The sequence below is a fragment of the Dyella jiangningensis genome (genome assembly GCF_003264855.1).
GTDB classification, from domain to species: Bacteria; Pseudomonadota; Gammaproteobacteria; order Xanthomonadales; family Rhodanobacteraceae; genus Dyella; species Dyella jiangningensis_C.
This window is the reverse complement of sequence record NZ_NFZS01000002.1, coordinates 59,589-82,525: the sequence shown is the minus strand read 5'-3', so window position 1 is coordinate 82,525 and position 22,937 is coordinate 59,589. Positions and strand designations below refer to the sequence as shown.

At 65.5% G+C, this 22,937-nt stretch carries 29 protein-coding genes and 1 pseudogene; 18 read left to right on the top strand and 12 right to left on the bottom strand.

Translation table 11 applies throughout. From position 1 onward, the window contains the following. The first annotated feature begins 190 nt into the window (after positions 1–190). Positions 191–343 carry a DUF3309 family protein gene (locus CA260_RS11120; RefSeq protein ID WP_111983174.1) on the top strand — a complete coding sequence of 51 codons (153 nt, stop codon included), beginning with the start codon at positions 191–193 and terminating at the stop codon, positions 341–343. 188 nt (positions 344–531) lie between these two features. Next, the gene (locus tag CA260_RS11115; RefSeq protein ID WP_111983173.1) at positions 532–1,077 is read left to right on the top strand and encodes a type 1 glutamine amidotransferase domain-containing protein; all 546 of its coding nucleotides are present in this window, start codon (positions 532–534) and stop codon (positions 1,075–1,077) included. A 6-nt stretch (positions 1,078–1,083) separates the two neighbouring features. Here the strand turns inward: CA260_RS11115 and CA260_RS21170 are convergent, their stop codons facing one another. Further along, positions 1,084–1,254 (bottom strand): hypothetical protein, encoded by a 171-nt coding sequence (locus CA260_RS21170; RefSeq protein WP_172461818.1) that lies wholly within the window; start codon positions 1,252–1,254, stop codon positions 1,084–1,086. 548 nt (positions 1,255–1,802) lie between these two features. On the opposite strand from CA260_RS21170, the gene CA260_RS11110 reads away from it, so the two are divergent. The 3 genes from CA260_RS11110 to CA260_RS11100 all read left to right on the top strand — a co-directional run bounded on the left by CA260_RS11110 (position 1,803) and on the right by CA260_RS11100 (position 4,633). Next, positions 1,803–2,696 (top strand): SDR family oxidoreductase, encoded by an 894-nt coding sequence (locus CA260_RS11110; protein ID WP_238149735.1) that lies wholly within the window; start codon positions 1,803–1,805, stop codon positions 2,694–2,696. A gap of 66 nt (positions 2,697–2,762) precedes the next feature. Beyond that, a complete protein-coding gene (locus CA260_RS11105) occupies positions 2,763–3,827 on the top strand; it encodes a DUF3182 family protein (RefSeq protein ID WP_172461817.1) in 1,065 nt (354 codons plus the stop codon). Next, the gene (locus CA260_RS11100; protein ID WP_111983170.1) at positions 3,827–4,633 is read left to right on the top strand and encodes an alpha/beta hydrolase family protein; all 807 of its coding nucleotides are present in this window, start codon (positions 3,827–3,829) and stop codon (positions 4,631–4,633) included. Before CA260_RS11105 ends, CA260_RS11100 begins: the two co-directional genes overlap by 1 nt. A 35-nt stretch (positions 4,634–4,668) precedes the next feature. Here the strand turns inward: CA260_RS11100 and CA260_RS21470 are convergent, their stop codons facing one another. After that, on the bottom strand, positions 4,669–4,872 hold the full coding sequence (locus CA260_RS21470) for a KGG domain-containing protein (protein WP_111983169.1): 204 nt from the start codon (positions 4,870–4,872) through the stop codon (positions 4,669–4,671). 252 nt (positions 4,873–5,124) lie between these two features. Between CA260_RS21470 and CA260_RS11090 the strand changes: the two genes are divergently transcribed. Then, the gene (locus CA260_RS11090) at positions 5,125–6,126 is read left to right on the top strand and encodes an SDR family oxidoreductase (protein WP_111983168.1); all 1,002 of its coding nucleotides are present in this window, start codon (positions 5,125–5,127) and stop codon (positions 6,124–6,126) included. A gap of 33 nt (positions 6,127–6,159) precedes the next feature. On the opposite strand, the gene CA260_RS11085 is transcribed toward CA260_RS11090, so the two are convergent. Further along, positions 6,160–6,636, bottom strand: a complete 477-nt coding sequence (locus CA260_RS11085) for a DUF421 domain-containing protein (protein WP_111983167.1) — start codon at positions 6,634–6,636, stop codon at positions 6,160–6,162. Positions 6,637–6,813: 177 nt separating this feature from the next. Here CA260_RS11085 and CA260_RS11080 point away from each other — a divergent pair, with 177 nt between their 5' ends. Then, positions 6,814–7,473, top strand: coding sequence for a UdgX family uracil-DNA binding protein (locus CA260_RS11080; protein WP_111983166.1), 660 nt, complete (start codon positions 6,814–6,816; stop codon positions 7,471–7,473). Here CA260_RS11080 and CA260_RS11075 read toward each other — a convergent pair. Then, positions 7,470–9,404: a hybrid sensor histidine kinase/response regulator gene (locus CA260_RS11075; RefSeq protein ID WP_111983165.1), complete on the bottom strand. Its 1,935-nt coding sequence runs from the start codon at positions 9,402–9,404 to the stop codon at positions 7,470–7,472. The genes CA260_RS11080 and CA260_RS11075 overlap by 4 nt on opposite strands. Beyond that, positions 9,401–9,826, bottom strand: coding sequence for a response regulator (locus tag CA260_RS11070; protein WP_172461816.1), 426 nt, complete (start codon positions 9,824–9,826; stop codon positions 9,401–9,403). Before CA260_RS11070 ends, CA260_RS11075 begins: the two co-directional genes overlap by 4 nt. Positions 9,827–10,110: 284 nt before the next feature. On the opposite strand from CA260_RS11070, the gene CA260_RS11065 reads away from it, so the two are divergent. The 5 genes from CA260_RS11065 (at position 10,111) to CA260_RS11045 (ending at position 12,913) form a co-directional block, all read left to right on the top strand. After that, positions 10,111–10,482 carry a response regulator gene (locus CA260_RS11065; protein ID WP_172461815.1) on the top strand — a complete coding sequence of 124 codons (372 nt, stop codon included), beginning with the start codon at positions 10,111–10,113 and terminating at the stop codon, positions 10,480–10,482. 7 nt (positions 10,483–10,489) lie between these two features. Next, on the top strand, positions 10,490–12,067 hold the full coding sequence (locus tag CA260_RS11060; protein ID WP_172461814.1) for a hybrid sensor histidine kinase/response regulator: 1,578 nt from the start codon (positions 10,490–10,492) through the stop codon (positions 12,065–12,067). 144 nt (positions 12,068–12,211) lie between these two features. Beyond that, complete coding sequence (locus tag CA260_RS21465) at positions 12,212–12,397, top strand: KGG domain-containing protein (protein ID WP_111983161.1); 186 nt, start codon at positions 12,212–12,214, stop codon at positions 12,395–12,397. A gap of 97 nt (positions 12,398–12,494) precedes the next feature. Next, complete coding sequence (locus tag CA260_RS11050) at positions 12,495–12,710, top strand: hypothetical protein (RefSeq protein ID WP_146745328.1); 216 nt, start codon at positions 12,495–12,497, stop codon at positions 12,708–12,710. Further along, a complete protein-coding gene (locus CA260_RS11045) occupies positions 12,707–12,913 on the top strand; it encodes a hypothetical protein (RefSeq protein ID WP_111983159.1) in 207 nt (68 codons plus the stop codon). The genes CA260_RS11050 and CA260_RS11045 overlap by 4 nt, the downstream gene beginning before the upstream one ends. Positions 12,914–12,940: 27 nt before the next feature. On the opposite strand, the gene CA260_RS11040 is transcribed toward CA260_RS11045, so the two are convergent. The 4 genes from CA260_RS11040 to CA260_RS11025 all read right to left on the bottom strand — a co-directional run bounded on the left by CA260_RS11040 (position 12,941) and on the right by CA260_RS11025 (position 15,979). Next, positions 12,941–14,290 (bottom strand): sigma-54-dependent transcriptional regulator, encoded by a 1,350-nt coding sequence (locus CA260_RS11040; protein ID WP_172461813.1) that lies wholly within the window; start codon positions 14,288–14,290, stop codon positions 12,941–12,943. A gap of 120 nt (positions 14,291–14,410) precedes the next feature. Beyond that, entirely contained in the window at positions 14,411–14,980 is a 570-nt protein-coding gene (locus tag CA260_RS11035; protein ID WP_172461812.1) for a DUF4142 domain-containing protein, read from the bottom strand. Further along, positions 14,970–15,263 carry a KGG domain-containing protein gene (locus CA260_RS11030; RefSeq protein WP_111983281.1) on the bottom strand — a complete coding sequence of 98 codons (294 nt, stop codon included), beginning with the start codon at positions 15,261–15,263 and terminating at the stop codon, positions 14,970–14,972. The genes CA260_RS11035 and CA260_RS11030 overlap by 11 nt, the downstream gene beginning before the upstream one ends. A gap of 206 nt (positions 15,264–15,469) precedes the next feature. Further along, positions 15,470–15,979 carry a hypothetical protein gene (locus tag CA260_RS11025; protein ID WP_146745327.1) on the bottom strand — a complete coding sequence of 170 codons (510 nt, stop codon included), beginning with the start codon at positions 15,977–15,979 and terminating at the stop codon, positions 15,470–15,472. Positions 15,980–16,392: 413 nt separating this feature from the next. On the opposite strand from CA260_RS11025, the gene CA260_RS11020 reads away from it, so the two are divergent. Next, positions 16,393–16,599 carry a DUF2795 domain-containing protein gene (locus CA260_RS11020; protein WP_172461811.1) on the top strand — a complete coding sequence of 69 codons (207 nt, stop codon included), beginning with the start codon at positions 16,393–16,395 and terminating at the stop codon, positions 16,597–16,599. 195 nt (positions 16,600–16,794) lie between these two features. On the opposite strand, the gene CA260_RS11015 is transcribed toward CA260_RS11020, so the two are convergent. Together CA260_RS11015 and CA260_RS11010 are read right to left on the bottom strand one after the other, a co-directional pair. Continuing rightward, positions 16,795–17,670: a manganese catalase family protein gene (locus CA260_RS11015; RefSeq protein WP_111983154.1), complete on the bottom strand. Its 876-nt coding sequence runs from the start codon at positions 17,668–17,670 to the stop codon at positions 16,795–16,797. A 179-nt stretch (positions 17,671–17,849) separates the two neighbouring features. Continuing rightward, positions 17,850–19,196, bottom strand: coding sequence for a cation:proton antiporter (locus CA260_RS11010; protein WP_238149717.1), 1,347 nt, complete (start codon positions 19,194–19,196; stop codon positions 17,850–17,852). A 197-nt stretch (positions 19,197–19,393) separates the two neighbouring features. Between CA260_RS11010 and CA260_RS11005 the strand changes: the two genes are divergently transcribed. The 3 genes from CA260_RS11005 (at position 19,394) to CA260_RS21160 (ending at position 20,869) form a co-directional block, all read left to right on the top strand. Next, positions 19,394–19,891, top strand: coding sequence for a DUF1269 domain-containing protein (locus tag CA260_RS11005; RefSeq protein ID WP_111983152.1), 498 nt, complete (start codon positions 19,394–19,396; stop codon positions 19,889–19,891). Positions 19,892–19,959: 68 nt separating this feature from the next. Further along, positions 19,960–20,448 (top strand): hypothetical protein, encoded by a 489-nt coding sequence (locus CA260_RS21165; protein WP_172461810.1) that lies wholly within the window; start codon positions 19,960–19,962, stop codon positions 20,446–20,448. 154 nt (positions 20,449–20,602) lie between these two features. Next, positions 20,603–20,869 carry a hypothetical protein gene (locus tag CA260_RS21160; RefSeq protein WP_172461809.1) on the top strand — a complete coding sequence of 89 codons (267 nt, stop codon included), beginning with the start codon at positions 20,603–20,605 and terminating at the stop codon, positions 20,867–20,869. Positions 20,870–20,929: 60 nt separating this feature from the next. Here the strand turns inward: CA260_RS21160 and CA260_RS10995 are convergent, their stop codons facing one another. Continuing rightward, on the bottom strand, positions 20,930–21,451 hold the full coding sequence (locus CA260_RS10995; protein WP_111983151.1) for a ferritin-like domain-containing protein: 522 nt from the start codon (positions 21,449–21,451) through the stop codon (positions 20,930–20,932). Between the two features lie 243 nt (positions 21,452–21,694). Here CA260_RS10995 and CA260_RS21350 point away from each other — a divergent pair. Beyond that, positions 21,695–22,615, top strand: a pseudogene (locus tag CA260_RS21350) (Nramp family divalent metal transporter); the annotation flags it as partial. A 13-nt stretch (positions 22,616–22,628) separates the two neighbouring features. Next, on the top strand, positions 22,629–22,922 hold the full coding sequence (locus tag CA260_RS21500) for a divalent metal cation transporter (RefSeq protein WP_425479740.1): 294 nt from the start codon (positions 22,629–22,631) through the stop codon (positions 22,920–22,922). Positions 22,923–22,937 lie beyond the last annotated feature (15 nt).

Sequence of the window (22,937 nt, the reverse complement as noted above, 5' to 3'; positions counted from 1 at the left end):
TACGCGAAGATCGTGTTCGCATTGAATCGGCGAGCCGCACGCGTTGTGGATGAGTCCGTTGATGCGTCGGGTACACCTGCTTCAGTTGGCGGGTGCGATGGTTCCTCCGCACAATCGAATGTCGCTGGATATGAGACGAGCCACTCGACGTCGCACACGAGTCGAGCGCGCCTGAGGCAGAGGAGCCGATATGTCGACCATACTTCTGATCATTCTTGTCCTGTTGCTCATCGGTGCCATCCCCGCGTGGCCGTACAGCCGTTCATGGGGCTACTGGCCCAGCGGCGGCCTCGGACTGATCCTCATCATCCTGATCATCCTCGCGGTGATGGGACGCATCTAGCATCTTCCAGCGCCGAGGCATGGCCGTCCGTTTCGGGCGGCCATGCCTCGTCTGCGCTACCGCGTGATGCGGGGGGCATTCGCCGCCTCGGGGGCAGCATCGCATCACGAACTGCCGACGCGCACGCGACGCGATCGGCATATCGATCGCTTCATCATGCGCGCTGGTCCTCGATCGGAGTAAGAGCCATGGCCCAGTCGCAACTCAATGGTCGCAAGGTGGCGATGCTCGCCACGGATGGGTTCGAACAATCCGAGCTCACCGAGCCGAAGCGTCTGCTGGAAGAGGCGGGAGCACAGGTAACCGTGATCGCACCTGGCGATCGCGCGGAGATCACCGGCTGGAACCTCAAGAACTGGGGCGATAAGGTCAAGGTCGACCAGCCGCTGGAAAAGGCTCATGCGGAAGAGTTCGATGCGCTGGTGCTGCCCGGCGGCGTGATGAATCCGGACAAGCTTCGGCAGATTCCCGAGGCCATCAGCTTCGTCCAGTCGTTCTCCAGCATGAAGAAGCCGATCGCCGCGATCTGCCACGGCCCGTGGACGCTGATCGATGCGGGGCTGGTGAAGGGCCGCAAGATGACCTCGTGGCCGTCGTTGAAAAAAGACCTGGAAAATGCCGGCGCGCAGTGGGTCGACGAAGAAGTCGTCGCCGATGGCCAGCTCATCACCAGTCGAAAGCCCGACGATATTCCCGCGTTCGCCAGCGCCGTGATCGAAGTGCTCGCTGCCTGACCTTGTTCACGACGAAGGCTTCGGCTTCTGGCGTGGATTGTTCTGCGGTTCATGCGGCGAGTTCGCGTCCGGCAGCGATGTGTCCTTGTGCCGTGGCGTCGGCTGCGGCTCGGGATAGCCGGACGTTCCGGCGGGGCGTCGCGGCTTGGCCTTGTCTTCTTCGGTGCGGCGGTTCATGGGGCGCTCCTGAGTGACTCCCGCGGCGACTTCACCCAACGCATCGTCAGACTCGTGTCAACGCGCACCGTGCTGCTTCAGGAATGGGTAAGCGAAACCACCATGCAAATTTGCCGGGTCGTTGATCAAGCTGCCTCTAGTCTCCGTAGTCATGAACAGGACAGTGGCGCATTTGAAACGGGACTTGGTTCGGTTGGAGGTGGACGCGGCAACGCTGCATCGCCATTACGCGGGTACGACGGCATTCGTGACGGAGCTTTCTGGCCTCGCGTGCGATGTGCTGCTGAGTGCAAGCGAAAGCGACCAGGCATGGGTACGTACGTCGATCGAAGCCATCCTGGCGAGATATGGCCTTTCCCCCAATCAGTGGTTGAAGAGCGTGCCTCCCGCAAGCGCACGGCGCTGGGCATCGGGCACATCCGGAGAATAGAGGTGATTCCATGCACGACCCGGTTTCCCCGGCGCGCAGGCGCCTCGTGCAACATGCGTCGCTAGGTGTGATGGCGTCGCTTGCCTATCCGGGCTGGGCCTCGGGCCTCGATGCGGCCATGGGTGAGCAACACAATGGCGCCAACGCGGCGCCCCACTATCCGCACCCGCCGTTCGAGGAGCAATCGCAACCCTGGCCCGGGCTCACCAGCAAGATGCATCCGCGGCCGGACCACGGCGAGACGAGCTATCGCGGCAGCGGCCGCCTCAGTGGTCGCAAGGCGTTGATCACGGGTGGCGATTCGGGCATCGGGCGTGCCGCCGCGATCGCCTATGCGCGCGAAGGCGCCGACGTCGCCATCAGTTATCTGCCGCAGGAAGAGCCGGACGCGCAAGAAGTCGTGCAGCTTATTCAGCAGGCGGGACGCAAGGCGGTGACGGTGCCCGGCGACATCCGTGACGAAGCCTTCTGCCGCAGCATGGTGCAGAAGGCGCGAGAGCAGCTCGGCGGCATCGACATCCTGGTCAACAACGCCGCGCGGCAGCAGAGCCATGACTCGATCGAGCAGATTCCCTCGGATCAGTTCGACTGGACGCTCAAGACCAACCTCTATGCGATGTTCTGGATCACGCGCGAAGTGGTCACCTCGATGGCCTCCGGTGGCGCCATCGTCAGCACGGCTTCGGTGAACGCGTACGATCCGGGCGAGAACCTGCTCGACTACTCGATGACCAAGGCGGCCATCGTGGCGTTCACCAAGAGCCTCGCCAAGCAGATGAGCCACAAGGGCATCCGCGTGAACGCGGTGGCACCAGGGCCATTCTGGACGCCACTGCAGGTCACTGGCGGGCAGACCCAGAAGAAGCTGCGCGATTTTGGCGCCGACACGCTTTTCGAGCGTCCGGGCCAGCCGGCCGAGCTCGCGCCGATCTATGTGCTGCTGGCATCGGCGGAGGCCAGCTACATCACGGGGCAGGTATTCGGTGCCTCGGGTGGGCGCGGGCAGCCGTGACGCGCGATGTGCGGAGGCCGGCATGGTGCCAGCAGCGTGCGTCAGCCTCGGCGCGGGAGCGCAGGGATGATCGGTGTTTTCGGCGGCGGCCCCGTCTATGTGCCGGTCGAAGGCCGGCAGCTGGCTGAGCATGAGCTCGCCGCGCATCACTGGGTGGTTGCCAGGCTCGCCTGCCATCTCGTGCGCGATGGCACCTACGTGGTGCCGTCGGACACCTTGAGCGTCGAGCAGGCGTATGCGCTCGGCATCCACTGGGTCGATCAGTTCTTCGGCGGCATCGTGCCGTTTCCGTTCGTCGGCACCAAGCTGGTCACTCATCCGCTGGTGGCCATGCACGCATCGGCACCCGAGGGGTGGCGCCACCAGCATCCGCATCGCCTGTCGGGCGTGGTCGTGCCGGGCTGGGGCGCGTTCAGCGTCACCGATCTGCATGAAGCCGCCGGCAGGCTGCTCGGTGAAGGCGCCGTGCGCCTGAAACTTGCGGAGGGCAGGGGCGGCGGGCAGCAGTGGGTGGTGCCTGATCTCGCATCGTTGAAGAGGCTGCTCGAAGGCGAAGCGGCCCTGGCCGCGGGCATCGAGGCCGGTGTCGTGGTCGAGCGTGACTTGCGACGGCCGGTCACGCTCAGCGTGGGACACGTGGTCCTGCCGACCTTGAGCCTTTCCTACCTGGGCTATCAGCGCGAGGCGCGCGATCGCCATGGTGCATCGCGTTATGGCGGCAGCCGCCTGTGCTGCATCCGCGGCAGCCTTTCGATGCTGCTGGAGACCTTGGGCGAGCCGCGCGAACGCCTGGCCGTCGAGCAGGCAAGTGCGTACCACGAGGCCATGTTCGAGGCGTTCCCGGAACTGGTGGTCTCACGCGCGAATTACGACGTCATCCAGGGCTTCGATGCGCGGGGCAACTGGCATTCGGGCGTGCTCGAGCAATCCTGGCGCATCGGCGGCGCGAGCCCGGCGGAGATCGTCGCGGCGGAAGCGCTGTCGAACGGAAAGCGGCAGCGCGTGGAAGCCACGTACGTTGAGTGCTACGAAGCGGACGCCGTCGCCCCGGAAGGGGCAGAGGTCGTCTACCGCGCCACGAGCGGCGACGGCGACGCGCCGACGCTTACCTACGTCAAGGTGGAGGCCTGATGAGCGTGCAGGACGATGTCGTCCATGTGTCCGTGCGAGGCGGCGAACTTGCCGGCACGCTGGTCTCGCCGCGTCCAAGCATACCGGGCGTGCTCATGGTGCATGGCTGGGGCGGCAGCCAGGAGCAGTACCGCGCCGGTGCGAAGGATCTCGCGGCACTCGGTTGCGTGTGCCTCACCTTCGACCTCTCGGGCCACGTCGCCACGCGTCGCCTGCGGGACGTGGTGACGCGCGCGGACAATCTCGCCGATGTGCTCGCCGCCTATGACTTCCTGCTGGATCATCCGGCGGTGGATGCGTCGCGGGTTGCGGTGATCGGCAGCAGCTATGGCGGTTACCTGGCCGCCTTGCTCACGCGCCATCGTCCGGTGCGCTGGCTGGGATTGCGTGCACCGGCGTTGTATCGCGACGAGAACTGGGAGGTCCCCAAGAAGGACCTCGCGGCCTTGCAGCAGCTGGCCGACTACCGGAGTGAGCGCCACGGGCCGGGCGACAACGAGGCCCTGCGTGCATGCAGCGCCTTCGAGGGCGACGTGCTGCTGGTGGAATCCGAACACGATCGCATCGTGCCGCCGCCCGTGCTGGCCAGTTATCGCGAGTCGTTCACGAGGACATCCTCGCTCACCTATCGCCTCATCCGTGGCGCCGATCACGCGTTGAGTTCCGAGCGCGATCGCCAGGCGTATTCATCCCTGCTGGCCAAGTGGCTGGAGGAGATGTTGCTGGGCGCACGCGGGCACGTGCGTGTCGGTACCACCCATGGTGCCGGCGATCCGACACCCGCCGCGGCGATACCGCAGCGATAAGGCATGCCGCGGCGGTGCCGCGGCATGCAGTGGCTTTAACCATTCTTGTGGCTCTGCTTGCCTGCCTGGACGTGCTGCTCATGCGACGCATGATCGCCGCCGCCCTTCTTGCCAGCCTGCACATGCTGCTCGTGAGACGCATGATCGCCGCCACCGGCCTTACCGCCCTTCGAAGCAATCTCATGCTGCTTATTGGGGTCCATGGATGCAAAACCGCGCTTGCTGTGTTCGTTAGCCATTATCGCTTGACTCCTGAAGCGGCGAAGGAACCATAACCATGCGTCTGCCGTCGCGCCCTTCACCAGGCAGGGTTTCGATTATTCGCAACGCGTGTCAGTGCATCGTTCGGCCGATGTCAAAGCGCAACTGAAGTCGATGAACCTCTTCGGCGACAGATCGCGTGTCGACACGCAAGCGGCGCATCGATTTGACGCGACGTCAACCGGGCTGTTCGCAGCATCGGCATCATCCAATGCGGATGGGCCCGGATCATGGCGACCACGACGAAACGCGCGACGAAACAAACCAAAGCGACAGCCAGCAAGCACAAGAGCGTGCAGAAACAGGTCGAGAGCCAGGAGCGCGCCAAGCCGGCCAAGGCTTCCGGCTCGGCCAAGAAGGCGAAGCAGGCGGGTGCACGCCACCATCCGTCCAATCCGCTGCCGGCCCAGCACCAGGAAAAACCGGGCAAGGAGTCCAGGCTGCGGCCTCGACCGCAGTTCAAGGCGCCGGAGTACGTGGGCAGCGGCAAGCTCGATGACATGGTCGCCCTCGTCACCGGCGGCGACTCGGGCATCGGCAGGGCCGTCGCCGTGTTGTTCGCGCGCGAAGGCGCCAATGTCGCGATCGTCTATCTCAACGAACACGACGACGCCGAGGCCACGCGGCAGGCGGTGGAAGCGGAAGGGCGCGAATGCCTGGTGATCGCGGGCGACGTGAGCGATGCGATGTTCTGCGACGACGCCGTGGCGCAAACGGTCGAGCACTTCGGCCACCTCAACATCCTGGTGAACAACGCCGCCTTCCAGGAACACTCGGACACGCTGGAAGCGCTGACCGAGGAACATCTGGATCTCACCATCCGCACCAACATCTACGGCTACTTCCACATGGCGCGCGCGGTGGTTCCCTATCTGGGCAAGGGCGGCAGCATCATCAACACCGGTTCGGAGACCGGCTTCTTCGGCAATCCCAAGCTGCTGGACTATTCGGCGACCAAGGGCGCCATCCATGCCTTCACGCGCTCGCTTGCGTCCAACCTGGTGGAGCGCGGTATCCGCGTGAATGCGGTGGCGCCCGGACCGGTATGGACGCCGCTCAACCCGGCCGATCGCAAGGCGGAGCAGGTAAAGAGCTTCGGCGAATCGAACCCGATGGGGCGGCCGGCGCAGCCGGAAGAGGTGGCGCCGGCGTATGTGTTCCTGGCCGCGCCCAGCTGCGCGAGCTACATCTCCGGCGCGATTCTTCCGGTGATGGGCGGGCCCACCGGCTGAGCATGATGCGCATGCGCGTCGAACAGGGCGCCGCTACTCGCGGACGATGAAGGTGATCTTGCCGTTGGGTTCGAGACGACCGAGCAGCACGTCCGCCTCCGTTTCGCGACCCGCCGAATGCAGTGCGCGATCCAGCGCGGCGTCGGGCAGGTTCACGCGCCGCAAGGCATCGGGCAGGCGGCGGCCGTCGCGCACGATCTCGACGGGGTAGCCCTCGAACACGCGATTGACGCGCTTGTACCTCGCGCTCAGCCATCCCAGCGCCTTGTCGGTGGCCAGCATGCTGATCACGCCGATGAACGCGCTGGTGATCGATGCATCGTGGCCGATGACCGCCGTGCGCAACGTGCCGCCCGCGAGCGCCAGCAGGATCACGTCGAAGGCGGACAGGTCGCCGAACGCGCGCTTGCCCGCGAGCCGCATGAGCACGAGCAGGCCCAGATAGGTCAGCGCGCCGCGCACGGCGTAGGTCCACCACGGATCTTCGGTGATCAGCCAGGACGTCAGCATACGAACCTCGTGTCGTGACCGGAGACGAATTCACCTTCGGCGTTGCGACGTCGGGGGCGCGTCAAGAACCCTGCGTCGCGGTTGGCCTTCGTTATGCTCGCGCCTGTTGACGCCTCGGTCTCGGGCGCTTCATGGCGGCATCGGGAAAGTGGCGGCCGGAAGATGAGGAGGCCGAAGATGCCGGCTCGCCGAACCGATTGGATCTATCCGCTCACCATGCTTCCCGCGTCCCCGGCGCCTACAGGCTCGCTTCCGGCGTTGCGGAAGAAGGCCAAGGCCTGCCGTGCCTGCCCTTTGTGGCAGCACGCGACGCAGACGGTGTTTGGCGAAGGCCCGGCGCGTGCCGACATGATGCTGATCGGCGAGCAGCCCGGCGACCAGGAAGACCAGCAAGGCGAGCCTTTCACGGGCCCAGCAGGCAACCTGCTCGATCGTGCGCTGGCAGAGGCCGGGCTGCGACGCGAACAGCTGTACCTGACCAATGCGGTGAAGCACTTCAAGTTCGAGCCGCGCGGCAAGCGTCGCCTGCATCAGCGCGCGAGCGCGCGGGAGCAGGCCATCTGCCGGCAATGGCTGGCCGCCGAGTTGAGGGAGGTGCATCCCAAGCGCATCCTCGCCTTGGGCGCGATGGCATCGAAGGCGGCATTCGGCACGCGGTTCCGGCTGACGACGCGGCATGGCGAGTGGGTGGAACTGCCCGGCGGCGTGCTCGGCATGGCGACGTGGCATCCATCGGCGGTGCTGCGCACACCCGATGCGGCCAGTCGCCAACAGCGCTATCGCGAACTGGTCGCCGACCTCAAGCGCTTCATGGCCGGCGGGAAAGCGGGCGATTAGTCGCCGCTGCCGACCAGCAGGCGCAACTTCGTGAGCAAGGCGCCGATGTCGAACGGCTTGATCAGGCTTTGCGTGTTGCCATCGGCGAACTCGCTGCCCACCAGCTCACTGTCAGCATAGCCCGTCATCAGGATCACGCGCAGCTTGGGAAACTGGCGGCGAGCTTCGCGCGCGAGTTCGTAACCGTCGAGCTCCGGCAGGTCGATATCCGCCAGCAGCAGATCCCAGGACGGGCTTTCCGCGAGTCGGTAGACGGCTTCCCGCCCCCCGCCGGCTTCATGCACCTGGCATCCCAGCTGCCTCAGCCGCGCACTGATGGAAGTGCGCACGGCGTGGTCGTTCTCCACCACCAGGACCCTGAGGCCGGCAATGTCGGAATCGCTCTCGCTGAGCTGCGGTGGCAGCTCGGCCACCGTGACGTCTTCACCACAGGGCAGGAAGAGCGACACGGTGGTGCCGACGCCGACGGCGCTGTGGATGTCCATCGAACCGCCATGCTGGGCGACGAAACCGGCCACCATCGCCAGGCCCAACCCTGTTCCGCGGTCCTTCGCCTTCGTGGTGAAGAAGGGTTCGCAGGCGCGGCGCAGCGTGTCGCCATCCATGCCTTGCCCGTTGTCGGCGACGCTGATCTCGATGTATTGGCGCGCCAGCCGCCCATGCGCGAATACGCCGCGCGTCTGCTCCGATGCCCGGGCCCGCGCGCTCAGCACGAGTTCGCCTTTGCCGTTGATGGCGTCGCGGGCATTGATGGCGAGGTTGAGGATCGCGCTCTCCAGCTGGTTGCCGTCGCAGGCCACGGGCGGCAGTTCGGGTTCCACCCTCACGTCCAGAGTGACCGAATCGCCTAGCACGCGGCCGAGCACTTCCTGGATGGAAGCCAGCAGCGGGGCAAGCGCAATCTGCTGGCTCGGCTGCGCGCGACGGCGCGACAGGCCCAGCAGGCGTTGCGTGAGATCGCCCGCGCGCGTGGCGGCATCCAATGCCATCGTGACGTAGTGCTGCGCGTTCTTCGGCTGGTCACAACCGAGGTGGATCGTCGCCATTTCAAGCGCGCTGATGATGCCCTGCAGGCTGTTGTTGAAGTCGTGCGCGATGCCGCCGGTGAGCTGGCCGATGGCCTCCACCTTCTGCCAATGGGCGGCCTGGGCATGCGCATCGTGGATGCGTCCCTCCATCACCCGTTGCTTGGTGGCGTCCCAGATGATGCAGGCGAAACCGAGCAGGCGTCCATCGCTGTCGCGGATGGATTCGAGCGTCATGCAGGCTGGAAACAGCGTCGCGTCGCGGCGGGTGATCTCGCATTGGTATTCGACGTGGCCACGCTGCGCGGCGTGCGTGATCAGCCGTTCGGGTTGTTCCTCGATGCGCTCGATCTCACGGAAGAACATCCGGTAGTGCTTGCCGGTGGCCTCCGCGGTATGGAACAGCGTCAGCCGCTGCGCCCCGAGATTCCAGTCGAGGATGACGCCATCGGGGTCCAGCATGCATATGGCGTGATCGGATACGCCGTTGACGAACAGTCGGAACCGTCGCTCGCTTTCGCGCAGGCGCTCTTCCGCTTTCTTGCGATCGCTGCGGTCGCAGATGATTACGGCGAACGCGCGCGGCCTGCCATCGAGCGTGCGCAAGGCGTCGACCGTGACGATCGCGGAAAACGTGCCGCCGCCGCGGCGCCTCAGTTGCACATCGTGCAATACGTGGCGACCACCCGTGCGCACCCGATGCAGGGCATCGCGTACCAGTGTTCGGCTGTCGCCCTCGGGTATGTACAGCGAAAGAAAGTCGTGGCCGATCAGGTCTTCGGCGCGGAACGTCCCGCCGAGGATGCCCTCGACGTTGCATGCAAGCACGCGCCCGTTGCGGTTGAGCAGGAACACCGCGCAGGAGGCCGAGGCCGGTTGTGGGCCGGGAGAAAGCTCACGGGTCACGGCTGTCTGGCCGGGGCGCCGGGCGGGCGCGGGTTGCCTGGCGCGGCCGCTGGTTGCTTGCCGAGCTGCCGCGCGTGATCGATGGCATGCAGCAGCGTCCGGCGGCTGTAGGGTTTAGCGAGGAAGAGCGAGTGCGGCGGGCGGTCTTCCGTATGCAGCCCCGCTTCCGAGTCTCCCGATACGAGCACGAGTGCCCCCGGCCACGCCGAATGCGCCAGTCGACGCGCCAGCAGCACGCCGCTGTCGTCGCCTGCCAGCGTGACGTCGGCGACGACCACGTCGATGGCCGGATGGCGGGCAAGCGCCTGCAGCGCATCGGCGCTCGATCGCGCAGGATAGGTGTCGTAGCCCGAGGCGCTCAGCATGGCTGTAGTTGCCTCCAGTACCGTGACTTCGTCATCCACGACCAGTACAGCACCCATGTGTCTCTCCGTATCGAAGACCGTGAACATGGATGCACCTCTGTATACGTTTCGTCCCATGCATGTATGCGTCGCGTGAAAGAAACGAATCGATATCACACTCCATCCGTGCAACGAGACAAAAATTCGACTTGCATCGTTTTATTCATGTTGTGTAACCATAGACCGTGTTGGCATGTCCGATGGCAAACCATCACTGGCCATGCCGGAGCTGCAGCTGTTCCGAGTGACAGCTGCTCACCCTTCGGGTGACGGGTGTCGTGGGTATGGCGCGGAGACAGTGGATGAACGTGGTGATGGTGGTGGAAGACGATCCCGACGTCCGGGAGGCGACGGGTCTTTTGCTGGAAGACGCAGGTTATGAAGTGCTTGCGGCGGAGAGTTCGTCGCAGGCGCTGAACATCGTCCAGGCGCGCGGGGATATCGATGTCGTTTTCACCGACGTCAACCTTCGCGAGGACCGCAACGGCATCGAGCTGGCACAGGAAATCAAGGCGCGCGGCAGCCGCGCATCGTTCGTGGTGGTGTCGGGCGACCTGGGGTGGTCCGATACGCCGCTGGACGACGACATGCAGTTTCTCGCCAAGCCCTATGGCCGCCGCACCCTGCTCGAAGTGGTCGGCGAAGCGTGCAGCCGTGCACGCAGGGGGGCATGACAGGCACATGGAAGAACGGATATTGCGCACAACGCCGGTGGAATGCACCGCTGAACTGCCCGGCACGGACACGATGGAGCACCGCTTCGAGCTGCTCGTCCAATCCGTGGTGGACTACGCGATCTACATGCTGGATCCGCGAGGTCACATCGCCAGCTGGAACAGCGGCGCTCAGCACATCAAGGGCTATACGGCCGAAGAGGTGCTCGGCCGGCATTTTTCGCTGTTCTATACGGAGGACGATCGTGCGCGCGGCATGCCGGATCGCGTGCTGGCGATTGCCGCGAAGGAGGGGCGTTACAACGGCGAGGCATGGCGGGTACGGCGCGACGGCAGCCGGTTCCGCGCGATGGTGGCCATTGATGCGATCCGCAACGCCGATGGGCAGCTGCTTGGCTATGCCAAGGTTACCCGGGACGTCACGGCGCGCTGGGAGGCACAGGTGCGACTGGAGCAGAGCGAGCGCCGTTTTCGCCTGTTTGCCGAAGGCGCGGTCGACTACGCGCTCTGCATGCTCGACCACGACGGGTTCGTGCAGGACTGGAACGAAGGTGCGGAGCGCATGACGGGTTATGCTGCACGCGAAATCGTCGGCAAGCCTGTCGGCTTTCTCTTCAGTGGCGATGATCGCTCGGCAGGGGTGGATATTTCCCTGCTAAGGCAAGCTTCCGATAAGGGCCGCCACGAAGACGAGCATGGCTACCTCCGCAAGGACGGCTCGCACTCCCTCGCGAAAATGACCATGCGCGCACTGAGGGACAAGGAGGGCGTGCTGCATGGGTTCGCCTTCCTGCTGAGGGACATCAGTGGTCAGCGCGCGACCGAAGCGGCCCTGGAGTCCACGCGGGAGCAGCTGCAGCAGGCGCAGAAGCTCGACGCGCTCGGCCAGCTCACCGGCGGCGTGGCGCACGACTTCAACAACATCCTGCAGGCGATCACCGGTCATCTCGATGTCGCCTCGCTGCATCTGGAGCGCGGCGATGCCGCCAAGGCGATACCCCAGATCGACAGCGTGTCGCGCTCGGTGGATCGCGCCACGCACCTCGTTCGACGCCTGCTCGCGTTTGCGCGGCGCCAGCCATTGATGCCCATGCGCATCGATCTCGGCCAGCTGGTCGCCTCGATGACCGAGTTGTTGGGGCGCACCGTAGGGCCGCGCGTGAGCATTCGCTGGAACCTGGCGCCCGAGCCCCTCTGGGTGCTCTGCGATGCACATCAGCTGGAGACGGCCCTGGTGAACCTGGTCATCAATGGGCGCGATGCCATGCCGAACGGCGGCACCGTGTATATCTCCACCGGCATCGTGGTCGGCGGCGAAGGCAAGCCCGCGCATGCCTGTCTGGTCGTGGAGGACGAAGGCATCGGCATGCCCAAGGAAATGGCCGCCAAGGCGTTCGATCCGTTCTTCACCACCAAGCCGCTGGGACAAGGCACCGGCCTGGGCCTGTCGATGGTGCATGGCTTCGTCGAGCAATCGCACGGCACCGTCGCGCTGCATTCCATGCCCGGCGAAGGGACGCGCGTGACGCTGTCCTTCCCGATCTGCGATCCGCCCGAGTCCGGCGACGCCGGATCGACGCACTGAACCATTCGTCGTTACACCTCTGCTGAACGCGGCCGCGTGTGAAAGAGGCCGTTTATGGCTACTGCGCATCCGTTTGCGCGCGGGTTGCGCAACCTAAAGCCACGTCGCGGCCTTGGCGCCCGGCACCACAGAGGAAACATGACGATGGCCAATGAACACAGCAAGCGCGGATTCGGCGCGATGAGCGACGAGAAGCAACGCGAGATCGCCAGCAAGGGTGGCAAGGCGAGCCATGGCGGGCAGGGCAAGGAGAGCAAGAGCGCCGGTAGCCGCGGCGGAAGCCACGAGCAGCACGTGCGCGCTGGCGAGCAGAGTCACAAGAATCGCTGACCGATGCGTGCCGGAGCGGACGGTGCAGGCCATGCCGCGCCGTCTGTGTCGGCACCCCACGGGGCGATCGCCGTCCCATGCCACTGGGAGAACGCTCATGAATCGTTACCTTGTTACCGCTGTACTGTTTGGCATGTGCACGCTCGCCGGTTGCCATCGCAACGACGATGGCACCGAGCCGGGCACGCATCCGTCGTCTTCGGCGACGGCGGCCACCCCGTATGCGCCGACCAACAATCCGCCTCCCGCCACCAGCAGCCCGACCCCGTCGAGCACGAGTGCGCAACCGGCCACCAGCGGAAGTACGCGATGAGATATGAACCCGACGGCGTCGATATCGGTATTTCGATCGATATCGGTCGCACCCCGCGGCCGGGCGAGCCGCGCAAGGGCGAGCGCGGCAAGCGCGCACCGCGGCCAGGGATCGAGCCGTGCATCGAGCCGGAGTATCTCGACCTGCCCATACCCTTGCGCGACCCGGCTGCGCTCGACCCGCGCGTGCAGGTGTGGTGCTGAGCGGAGAAGTCAGTCCAGGCCCGTCGGCTAGGCGTCCGGGCCTTGCTTCTTGTAGCGGACCAGCTTGTTGTAGACGGTTTTCACGCTGACGCCAAGCAGGCGCGCGGCATGCGTCTTGTCGTTGCCGCAACGCGCGAGCGCGGCTTCGATCGCCTCGCGCTCCAGTTCTTCCAGCGTCTGCCCCGACCAGCGCAGGTCGCCGCGCGACGCCCTGGCGCCCAGCACGGCGGGGTCGGGGTAGGCAGCCAGTTCGATCTTGCCGTCTTCGGCCATGAGGTAGGCGCGTCGCACGGCGTGCAACAGTTCGCGCACGTTGCCGGGCCACGCATATTGCGAAATGAATTCTTCCGAGGCCGCTGAAAAGCCGTGGTTCGTGCCGTGTTCGTCATTGAGTGCACGCAGGAAGCGGCCGGCCAGCAGGTGCGCATCGTCGCCGCGCGAACGCAGGGGTGGCACCTCGATGGGAAAGTCGGCGAGACGATAGTACAAGTCCTCGCGCAGCACGCCGTCACGCACGGCCGCCGCCGGATCGCGATTGCAGGCCGCGATGACGCGCACGTCCACATGATGCTTGGTGCGTGCGCCGATGCGCGTGATGTCGCGCGTTTCCAGTACGCGCAACAGGTAGGTCTGCATGGACATCGGCATTTCGGTGAATTCGTCGAGCAGCAGCGTGCCGCCCTGCGCCTGCTCGAAATAGCCTGCATGGTCGCGAATGGCGCCGGTAAAGCTTCCGCGCTCATGCCCGAACAGCTGGCTGCCGATGAGGTCGGGAGGCACCGCACCGCAGTTGATGGCCACGAATCGTCCGCGCCGGTCGCTGTACTGGTGGATGGCGCGAGCGACCAGCTCCTTGCCGGCGCCGCTTTCGCCGTGCACCAGCACGGTATTGTCGGTGGGCGCGACGCGTTCGATCAGCTTGAACATGCGTCGCATGATCAGCGAATTGCCGAGCAGGTCGCCGCACTGGCTGCTGGCCAGCGGGCTGCTGAGCAGGCGTGACTGCGCACGCCGGGTGGCCCGCTGCAGCAGCGTGTCGAAATAACCGCCGCGCATGGGCTTGACCACGTAGTCGTCCACGCGCAGCCGCATGGCGCGCACCGCCGTGTCGACGCCGGGCTCGCCGGTGAGTACCACGATCTCGCCGCAATCCCTGGCGTCCAGGTGATCCAACAGGTCCAACCCGCTGCCGTCGGGCAGCGACAGGTCCAGCAGCATGAGATCCGGCGGCGCGCACTGCTCGACCGTGAGCATGGCGTCCCTCACCGTGGAGGCGGTATGGACCTCGCAGCCCTTGAGCCTCGCGTAATCGCGCGCCGAACTGAGAAAGGTGTGGTCGTCGTCGACCAGGAGGACCGACGGAGCGGCTTGAGCCATATTCGAGTATTCCTTGCAACCCTGAATGAGACGGGCATGAAGCGGCCCTACCTTCCGGAGCATGCCCCGTTCAAGGTAGAGGCCGCGTGCAAGCTTCGTTCGAATGGCTCTCGCGTGCGGCTATGGCGTACCTGCGCTTCCTGCACCGGAGGAGTGCGTCTCACCGCCCTTGGTCAGGTCCTCGGCCATGGACAGGTGCTGCTTGAGCACGGGCAGCGTGGTCTGCGCGAACTGCCGGATGTCCGCATCCTTGCTCTCGGTCGCCTTGGTGAACAGGTTCACCGCTTCGCGATGGTCCTTGACCATGGTCTGCGCATAGGCGCGGTCGTAGGAAGCACCCGAGCCCCACGATTTTTCCTTGGCCAGCGCATCGGCATCGGGGCGCGCCGACACCTCGACATGCTTTCGCATGGCGATGCTGGCGAGTTCGTCATTCGCCTTGCGGTGGTCGGTCACCAGGCGTTGCGCCATGTCCTTGGTGGAGCTGGACTGGGCATGCTGCATGGCCAGCTGGCCCAGCGCCACCTCGGTGGCGCCATCGGTGGCCGCCTTGCGAAGGAAGGTCTGGTCCGTCGCGCTGGGGCTCGAGGTATCGGTGCCCGACGCGCTGCTTTGCGCATGCAGGTAGCCCGCAAGCGCGAGACTCGCCAGCGCCAGCGCGAGGACGGAAAGTCGCTGCTTAAGCCTCATGGGCGAACTCCTTGATGGCTGCGGAGGGTGCTTCATCCGGTTCTTTCGCGCGACTGCGGCTACGACCGCCGCGACGGCCAATGGTCGCCATGTGTTCGCGGTCGCGGCTTACCGCGCTGCCACCCTTGCGTCCAGCGGCACGGGCCTCTTCGGAAGTGAAACGATGGGCGTGGCCTCCGGCGTGCGCAGCGCGGCCGCCGATGCTGGATATTTCGCGTTGCCGCTCGGAATCCATCGCAGCGAAGCCTCGGGGAGTCAGGGACGTGTTCTGGGTAGGCATGATCGAAATCCGGTTTGGCGCGCTCCTATCGACGCAATCCTGTACGGGCAACATCCGTGCCACGGCAGAAACCGCTCTGTAGCGGCATTTCGGCGTGATTCGCGGGCTCCGGCGCGGAAAAAGTTTCCTTCGACGGCAGGGCTTACCTTCGGCGATTGCCTTGCGTCAGGCCTTCCCGGGCATTCATCCGGTGCCTTTGCCGTTGTCCATCAGTACAGGCGGCGATGCTCGCGGTACGGCCCCTCCGCCATGCGCGACAGCAGCAGCATGAGCTCCTCGTAGTGTTGCTGTACGAGCTGGCGTTGCATGCGTTGCGCCGCATACAGCGCCTCGGTGACTTCGCTGAGCGTGGTCAGCTCCGCGTCCTTCACCAGCGCCAGCAGCAACCCCCATGCGGTTTCGTCGACCTGCTCGGCACTCAGCACGAGCCGCAGCGAGTCCACACCATCCGGACGGGTGGTCTTCATGCAGTCGGCCAGTGCACGGATCTGCGGCAGCACGATGCCACTGGATACGCTGTCGATGCGGCCGCAGAACGAGAACACCGTGAGCATGCGCCTGAGATCCCGGGCGAAAGGTGCATCCCCAAGGCGGAAGGCGCGCAGGCGTGCCGGATCGAGGCCGCTCATCAGCGGATCGCTGCAGGCGGCACAACGTTCCAGGCACAGGTAATACATGCCGCCGATGACGTTCTGGCTGTCGAGGCGATCGCGTGCCATGGCGGCGATCGAAGGCGGGATAAGTGCGGACCCATGCCGGCGGCCCGCATTCCTGCCACGGGCGATCGAAGGATGGCCCATGAGGGCGGAACAGGAGGCGTCGCGCATGTCGATTCCTGAATCAGGTGGCAAGAAGAGCAAGCAATTGCCGTACCGGACCGTATCGGCCATCGCTCATGCGGATTTGAAAAGCGGGTCGGTCATTGTTGCCGGCAGATGGTCGTTATGTACCGACGGGGGCAACGCGCCGGCACCGCCCATGGCCATCCCGCGCGAGCCACGCCGTTGCGGCGTCATCGCCACGGGCTGGCACCGGCGTTGCATCGAAGATCGCCGGGTACACATCGATGTACTCGGCAGCCGCGCTGCGCAAGAGCCCAGGAACAGCCAACCCGAGCCGAGGAGGGCGAAACATGACACGAGGCCTGGGAGGTTCGTCGCCCGCGAACGTGCAGAAATATCTTCACGACGTGAGCTACCCCACCGACAAGCAGACCCTGATCAAGCAGGCGGAACGCAATGGCGCGCCCAAGGAGGAGCTCGACGTGGTCAAGCAGCTCAAGGACGAGCACTACGGTGGTCCCCAGGATGTGATGAAGAACTATGGCGAGATCGAGTAATCAGTCGACGATGCAGAGGTAGCCGTCGAGGACGACGCGTTCGCGCGGTATTCGCAAGAAGGCGAGGCACGTGGGCTGGCCACGAACGGGCGAGCGTCGCGCGTTGTCGTGGCGCATGCGTACCGCAAGCGGCGATAGCCGGCTTCGCTGGAGCGGCCACCCCGCGGGGTGGTCGCTCTCTTCGCGCACGAAGGATCAATAGTCCTGTTTCCCAAGCTCGGCGCCCGTGGTGGGATTGCTGTCGGTTTCCGAGGCGGTGCGGCCCGCGAATGCCGACAGGCATTCCTGTTGTTGCTTGCCGAGTTTCACCGAAGGCTTGCCGTCGCCGCCGTCCATGGCCAGCTGGGCTTCGCGGTCGCTGACGTAGCGGAAGTTGTCGTCGCTGTTCCATGGACCGCGCATGTCGCCATCGCCTTGCGAAGTGTTGACATAGACATTGGCAAACTCCGGATTGCCAGGCAGCTTCCCGGGCGGGAAGTTGGGTTCGATGGCATACAGCGCCTTTTCGAAGGACTGCTGGTGCGAGATTTCCCGGGTCATGAGAAAGCCGAGCGCATCCTTCACGCCGGCATCCGCCGTCACGTTGATGAGGCGCTCGTAAATGATCTTGGCCCGCGCTTCGGCCGCGATGTTCGATCGCAGGTCGCACGTCGGGTCGCCGATGGAATCGATGTAGCCGGCCGTCCACAGCATGCCGCCGGAGTTGATGAGGGCGGGGCCTCCGCCATAGAGCAATTGCGTCACATGGGAATCATTGCCGGCACCTTGCATGGCCCGGTACAGATCGGCTTCGGCAGCGACGGCCTCCGCCAGCTCGCCCTTGGCGCCGCGGTTGAGCATGGCCACGATCGAGCCGATGACTTCCAGATGACTGAGCTCCTCCGTGGCGATGTCGAGCAGCATGTCCTTTCTGCCGGGGTCTTCCTCGGCCAAGGCCTGCGTGAAATAGCGCATCGCAGCGGCGAGCTCGCCCTGTGGTCCGCCAAACTGCTCGAGCATCAGGTTGGCCAGGCCCGGATTGCATTCTTCGACATGCACGGAATACTGCAGCTTTTTGTTGTGAGCGAACATCGGGGATTCCTCCTTCGAAAGCGCGGGAAAACGTGGGGGACGCGCAGGCGATGCATCGCGACGCGGCCATCGGGAGACCGCAAGCTCCATGCCACCGCTCGGGCGATGCGCGCTGCGCATCAGCGGGAGGTTCCACGCACACGAACCCTTGGCGCACGCTCAACGTCGCGGCCACGGCGCTACGATCCGTGGCTGCGTCGCTGCGCCATGCGCGAGGCGCGCCACGCCATCAAGGGCTGCGTGCTGGTGCCATGCACGAGGATGCTCAGCACCACGAGGGTCACGATCCATTCGCTCAGTTGCGTGGCCGCCGACGAAGGCAGGCCGTGCGTGATCGCGTAGGCGAGATAACTCAGGCTGCCCAGTCCGCGGATGCCGAGCCAGCCGAGCAGCAGCCTGCGTGGCCAGCGAAGCCCGCAATGTCCCGTTACCGCGAGCACCGCGAGGGGACGCACCACCAGGAACAGCAGCGCCGCCAGCACGACTGCCGAAAGGCTGGCATAGCTGGCCAGTGCGATGCCGAGGAACAACAGCACGCCGGCGCCGATAAGGCGTTCCAGCGTGTCGCCGAACGACAGCGCATCGGACACCACCAGGCCGATCGACGCCCACGGATGTTTCGCCACTTCACTGTCACGCTGGTTGGGATTGATGAGCACCTCCGCGGGTGGATGGACGTCCGAGCTGCCCTTGCTGTGCGGGCTGGGATGGCGCTGCACCACGCGCCACTCGGCATGCCGAAGTCCCAGGCCCGCGGCGAACGAGGCAAGGAAGACCGATGCGTGCAGGTACTGTGCGGCGGCGTAGGTGATGGCGAGCAGGGCGAGCGCGAGGAAATCGTTCGGGCCGGTGTCCTGGCTGCGTGCCTTGATATGCGTGGCGAGTGCGCCCGTCAGCAGCGCGAGACCGAAACCGACCGCGATGCCGGCGGGCAGCGCCCAGACGACGTCGCGCAGGAACCAGTTCCACAGATCCGCGCGTGCCGTGGATTCATGGAACAGCAGCAGGGCGAGCAGAAGCAGCGGCATGCCGGCGCCATCGTTCAGGCCCGCTTCGGTCGACAGCGCGACGCGCAGGCCGTCGGTGTCGTCCGCATCGTCCACCGACACCAGGCTGGCCAGCACGGGGTCGGTGGGCGCCACGGCGGCCGAGAACAACAGCGCCATGGGCCAGCTGGCGGCGAACAGCGCGTGTGCGGCGAGCGTCATGGCGCCCACGGTGAGCAGCATGGCTGGCACCGCCAGCCTGACACCGGTGCTCCACGACATTTCATGCCACAGCGCGCGCAGTTTGAGGCCACCGATGAACAGTGAGACCACGAGCGCCAGTTCGGTCGCGCGTTCGAGCACCGGCGCATATTTCACCAGGTCGACGCGCGCCTGGTCGGCGAGCCACGGACCGAGCGCGACGCCGGCCACCACATACAGCACGAATGGCGTCATCGGCGTACGCCGGATCCATCCTCCCAGCAGGGAGGAGATCAACAGCAGGATGCCGAGCAACAGCAGCCAGGCCTGGATGCTCACGTGGTTTGTCCGCCGTGGTGATGCATGCAGGGTCAGGCGTGGCTTGTCGTGCCGGCGTCTGCGTGCCGCCAACATGGCATGAAGTTCCCGCGTCGGAAAAATCTTCCCGCTGAACGTGGCGCGACAGCCACGCGGGCTTGCCGCCGCTTTTACTTGTGCGTGGCTAGGGTGGTGCCAGATGACGGAGCACTGGAACCATGAAGACGCGACATGTGTTCAGCGTGCCGGATGTGGCGGCGGCCAGTACGGCAATGGCGGCTGCACGCGACGGCGGTGCGGCCGACGAGGATATTTCCCTGATCGCGCGATCGGATATCGAGCTCGATGTGATACCCGACGAGCGCAAGGTCGTCGAGGGCGACTTCTACCCCGCGGCGATCCGTGGCGTCGCGGGAGGTGCGGCTACGGGCCTGCTGGCGGGCTTGATCGCCATCGCCATCCCTCCATTGGGCATCACGCTTGCCGGTGCGGCCGCGATGACGCTGGGTGGCGCGGCCGTCGGTGGATGGGCGACGGCACTGGCGGGGTCCGCCGTGCCGGATCCGGTGCGACGGCAGTTCCAGGAAGAGATTTCGCTGGGCCGCATCCTCATCGTGGTGGATGCGCCGCGCGATGTGCTTCATCGCGTCGATGATTCGCTGGCGGCGCTCGGCGCCACACGACTGCCTTTCGACAAGCCCACGGTCATGAGTTGACCCGACTCGCGCTGTGATGGCACGCGACTTGCGTCTGTTGGAATGTCCCACAATCCAGCGTCGCCTCCATGATGCCTGAATGGCCTACCATCGTCCTCGTCGTCAAAGAACCTGAACGCGCACAGCAGATCCGCACGCAGCTCAACGAAGCGGGTCTGCGCAACATGGTTCTCACGGTTCGTTGCGTCAATGAACTATCGCGCCTGCTTCGCACGCGGGAGAGCAGGGAAACGCCTCACCCCGTAGGCTTCGTGATCATCGAGAGCCACCTGTGGCGCGCGAACTTCTCGCGTCTGAACAAGGTGCGCAAGGAGGGGCGCGCACCTTTCCTGCCGCTGATGGTGTTGTTCGATTCGACCGTGGCACTGGAGCGCTTCGAGCAGGCGCGTCCCTTCCTTGCCGGCGGGCTGCTTGCACCTTTTACCGCGCAGGGGCTGATTCGCGCGCTTGAACGGCTGCATCGGCAATGGCTCGCGACGGGCGAGTCGGACAGTTGCACGTCGTGGCGTTCCGCGGTCGCGGGCTGGTGCACGGCGGACCACGCCGCCTCGGGTTGAGTATCGCAAGCTGCCTGAACGCAGGTTGCGCCGCCGACGCGCATTCGACAGCGGCAAACTTGTGGAAGAGTCCTTTAACACCGGCGTCGCGGTGCATGGAAGGGTCGTGCTGCAAGCTGACGGAACAGTTCGTACTTCCACGCAGGAACCCTTCATGCATTTGCAGTCGCTGTACCGCCCGCGCGTTTCGTTGTCCCACATGCGCGGTCTGCTCTCCGTCCCACCGGATCCCGCTCCGGCGCCGCCACCGGAACCGCCCAAGCCGCCTTCGCCGCCTGCGCCGGACATCCCTCCGCCGGAGCCGCCCGTGCCACAGCCGGCGCGTCCGCCGCTCACCGACCCCGAGCCTTCGCCGCCACCGGTGGGCGATCCTGTTCCGCCGCCCGGGCAGCGGCCGGTGGCGTACTGGCTGTGCGCCTGACGTGACGATGCGCGGCACGGCTGGCAACGCCGCGGAAGCCCGCATGTGTGCACTGCCGAGTCAGGCGGTGCCGCGCCGGGCGGGCTGTCCGGTCGCCGCTTCGTTGGTGCCGCCTTGCTCGGCTATAGCGGAGAGTTTCTTGTCGGTTTGTTTTTCTTCATCGAGCGTTTCCTCCAGCAGCGGAATCGCGTCCTTGTAGCCGAGATGCCTGGCCAGCGTGCATAGCGTGCCGTAGGCGGCGATTTCATGGTGTTCGACCTTCTGCGCGGCAGCGATCAGGGCCGTGTCGCGCAGGGGGCCCGCGGCGATGCCCTCTATCATGTCGCGCCCTTCGTCGATCAGTCCTTCCATCGCCGCGCTCTTCATGCGCGTGAGGCGGATCTCGAGGATCTCGACGATGCGGTCGATGCGCTCGACCTGTCCCTGCGTTTCTTCGGCGTGGGCCTGGAAGGCCTCGGACAGTTCGGCGTCCGAGGCCGCGTGCGCGAGCCGTGGCAAGGCGCGGGTGAGTTGCTTCTCGGCGCTATAGATGTCGGAAAGCGCGTGGATGAACAGATCGGTGATCGACTTGATGGATGCCATAGTGTGCTCCTGCATGCTTCGGCGCGATGTCGGCCGTGCGGTTCATCCTGCCCGCGGCGTGGTGGATGCCGTGGCATTCACGCATGGTGCTTGCGTCGATGAGCCCGGATGGCGTGTCGTGAATACGGGCGTCAGCCGGGCTTTCCATCGCGAAGACTCCCGCTGACGCCACACTCGCCCTCGCGATGAGCGAGAGCGGGGCAGCGCGTCTTGGATATCCGAAGCCAGCGAACGATCCATGGCATGCGCGAATCGATGCGTGGGTCGCGCCGCGGCGTGGCTGCGTTCGCACCCTTCGTCGGGCCGGCGGTGATGGCTTCGGTCGCCTATATCGATCCCGGCAACTACGCCACCAATCTCGAAGCCGGCGCGCGCTATGGCTACGGGCTGTTGTGGGTGGTGCTGTCGGCGAACCTGGTGGCGCTGCTGTTCCAGTCGCTGGCGGCGCGGCTGGGTATCGCCACGAGCAAGGGCCTGGCGGAAATATGTCGTGAGCACTGGCCGGCGCCGGTCGTTGTCGTCATGTGGCTGGCCGGTGAAGTCTCGGCGATGGCCACCGACGTAGCCGAATTCCTCGGCGGTTCGCTCGGCATCGCGCTGCTGCTGCACATCCCGATGTTGCCGGCCATGGGCGTCACCGTGGCGCTGGTGTTTGGACTGCTGTACTGGGATCGCCACGGGTTCCGTCGCACGGAGTGGATCATCGCGGCGATGATCGGCATCGTCTGCCTCGCCTACGTGATGCAGCTCGTGTTCTCGCGACCCGACTGGCAGGCGATGGGAAAGGGGCTGGTGTCGCCGCGGTTTCCCGATGGCCATGCACTGCTGCTCGCCGCCGGCATCGTCGGTGCGACGGTGATGCCCCATGCACTGTACCTGCATGCGGGCTTGTCGGGCTTCCGGCTCGGCTGGCTTCCGAAGGTCGATCGAGCGCGTCTGCTGCGCTATTCATGCTGGGAAGTGCTGGCCGCACTCGGCATCGCGGGGCTGGTGAACCTCGCGATGACCGCGACGGCGGCGGGCACGTTCCACCATGCGCACGCGACGTCCGTCGGATTGGAGCAGGCCTATCGCACGCTGGTGCCTCTGCTGGGCGGTGCGGCGGCAGGTTGGTTCCTGGTGTCGCTGGTCGCCTCGGGTGTGTCGAGTTCGCTGGTCGGCACCATGGGCGGGCCAGATGATCATGCAGGGTTTCGTCCGCTTTCGCGTGCCGATCTGGGTGCGACGATGGGTGACGGTGCTGCCCAGCGTGGTCGTGGTGGCGTGCGGCGTCGACATCACGCAGGCGTTGATCGCCAGTCAGGTCATCCTCAGCTTGACCCTGCCATTTCCCATGGTCGCGATCGTCTGGTTCATCGGCCAGACACGAATCATGGGGAACTATGCGGTGCCACACGCGGTGGTAGCGCTGGCTGCCCTTGCCGCGATGCTGGTGATCGGGCTGAACATCTGGCTCGTACTGCGCACCTAGGCGACTTCGACGACG

What these genes read in the sequence shown, in the direction of transcription:
- CA260_RS11120 (WP_111983174.1), top strand. Translation starts at nt 191, where the DNA reads ATGTCGACCATACTTCTGATCATTCTTGTCCTGTTGCTCATCGGTGCC.
- CA260_RS11115 (WP_111983173.1), top strand. Translation starts at nt 532, where the DNA reads ATGGCCCAGTCGCAACTCAATGGTCGCAAGGTGGCGATGCTCGCCACG.
- CA260_RS21170 (WP_172461818.1), bottom strand. Translation starts at nt 1,254, where the DNA reads ATGAACCGCCGCACCGAAGAAGACAAGGCCAAGCCGCGACGCCCCGCC.
- CA260_RS11110 (WP_238149735.1), top strand. Translation starts at nt 1,803, where the DNA reads ATGGGTGAGCAACACAATGGCGCCAACGCGGCGCCCCACTATCCGCAC.
- CA260_RS11105 (WP_172461817.1), top strand. Translation starts at nt 2,763, where the DNA reads ATGATCGGTGTTTTCGGCGGCGGCCCCGTCTATGTGCCGGTCGAAGGC.
- CA260_RS11100 (WP_111983170.1), top strand. Translation starts at nt 3,827, where the DNA reads ATGAGCGTGCAGGACGATGTCGTCCATGTGTCCGTGCGAGGCGGCGAA.
- CA260_RS21470 (WP_111983169.1), bottom strand. Translation starts at nt 4,872, where the DNA reads ATGGCTAACGAACACAGCAAGCGCGGTTTTGCATCCATGGACCCCAAT.
- CA260_RS11090 (WP_111983168.1), top strand. Translation starts at nt 5,125, where the DNA reads ATGGCGACCACGACGAAACGCGCGACGAAACAAACCAAAGCGACAGCC.
- CA260_RS11085 (WP_111983167.1), bottom strand. Translation starts at nt 6,636, where the DNA reads ATGCTGACGTCCTGGCTGATCACCGAAGATCCGTGGTGGACCTACGCC.
- CA260_RS11080 (WP_111983166.1), top strand. Translation starts at nt 6,814, where the DNA reads ATGCCGGCTCGCCGAACCGATTGGATCTATCCGCTCACCATGCTTCCC.
- CA260_RS11070 (WP_172461816.1), bottom strand. Translation starts at nt 9,826, where the DNA reads ATGGGTGCTGTACTGGTCGTGGATGACGAAGTCACGGTACTGGAGGCA.
- CA260_RS11065 (WP_172461815.1), top strand. Translation starts at nt 10,111, where the DNA reads ATGAACGTGGTGATGGTGGTGGAAGACGATCCCGACGTCCGGGAGGCG.
- CA260_RS11060 (WP_172461814.1), top strand. Translation starts at nt 10,490, where the DNA reads ATGGAAGAACGGATATTGCGCACAACGCCGGTGGAATGCACCGCTGAA.
- CA260_RS21465 (WP_111983161.1), top strand. Translation starts at nt 12,212, where the DNA reads ATGGCCAATGAACACAGCAAGCGCGGATTCGGCGCGATGAGCGACGAG.
- CA260_RS11050 (WP_146745328.1), top strand. Translation starts at nt 12,495, where the DNA reads ATGAATCGTTACCTTGTTACCGCTGTACTGTTTGGCATGTGCACGCTC.
- CA260_RS11045 (WP_111983159.1), top strand. Translation starts at nt 12,707, where the DNA reads ATGAGATATGAACCCGACGGCGTCGATATCGGTATTTCGATCGATATC.
- CA260_RS11040 (WP_172461813.1), bottom strand. Translation starts at nt 14,290, where the DNA reads ATGGCTCAAGCCGCTCCGTCGGTCCTCCTGGTCGACGACGACCACACC.
- CA260_RS11035 (WP_172461812.1), bottom strand. Translation starts at nt 14,980, where the DNA reads ATGAGGCTTAAGCAGCGACTTTCCGTCCTCGCGCTGGCGCTGGCGAGT.
- CA260_RS11025 (WP_146745327.1), bottom strand. Translation starts at nt 15,979, where the DNA reads ATGGCACGCGATCGCCTCGACAGCCAGAACGTCATCGGCGGCATGTAT.
- CA260_RS11020 (WP_172461811.1), top strand. Translation starts at nt 16,393, where the DNA reads ATGACACGAGGCCTGGGAGGTTCGTCGCCCGCGAACGTGCAGAAATAT.
- CA260_RS11015 (WP_111983154.1), bottom strand. Translation starts at nt 17,670, where the DNA reads ATGTTCGCTCACAACAAAAAGCTGCAGTATTCCGTGCATGTCGAAGAA.
- CA260_RS11005 (WP_111983152.1), top strand. Translation starts at nt 19,394, where the DNA reads ATGAAGACGCGACATGTGTTCAGCGTGCCGGATGTGGCGGCGGCCAGT.
- CA260_RS21165 (WP_172461810.1), top strand. Translation starts at nt 19,960, where the DNA reads ATGATGCCTGAATGGCCTACCATCGTCCTCGTCGTCAAAGAACCTGAA.
- CA260_RS21160 (WP_172461809.1), top strand. Translation starts at nt 20,603, where the DNA reads ATGCATTTGCAGTCGCTGTACCGCCCGCGCGTTTCGTTGTCCCACATG.
- CA260_RS10995 (WP_111983151.1), bottom strand. Translation starts at nt 21,451, where the DNA reads ATGGCATCCATCAAGTCGATCACCGATCTGTTCATCCACGCGCTTTCC.
- CA260_RS21500 (WP_425479740.1), top strand. Translation starts at nt 22,629, where the DNA reads ATGATCATGCAGGGTTTCGTCCGCTTTCGCGTGCCGATCTGGGTGCGA.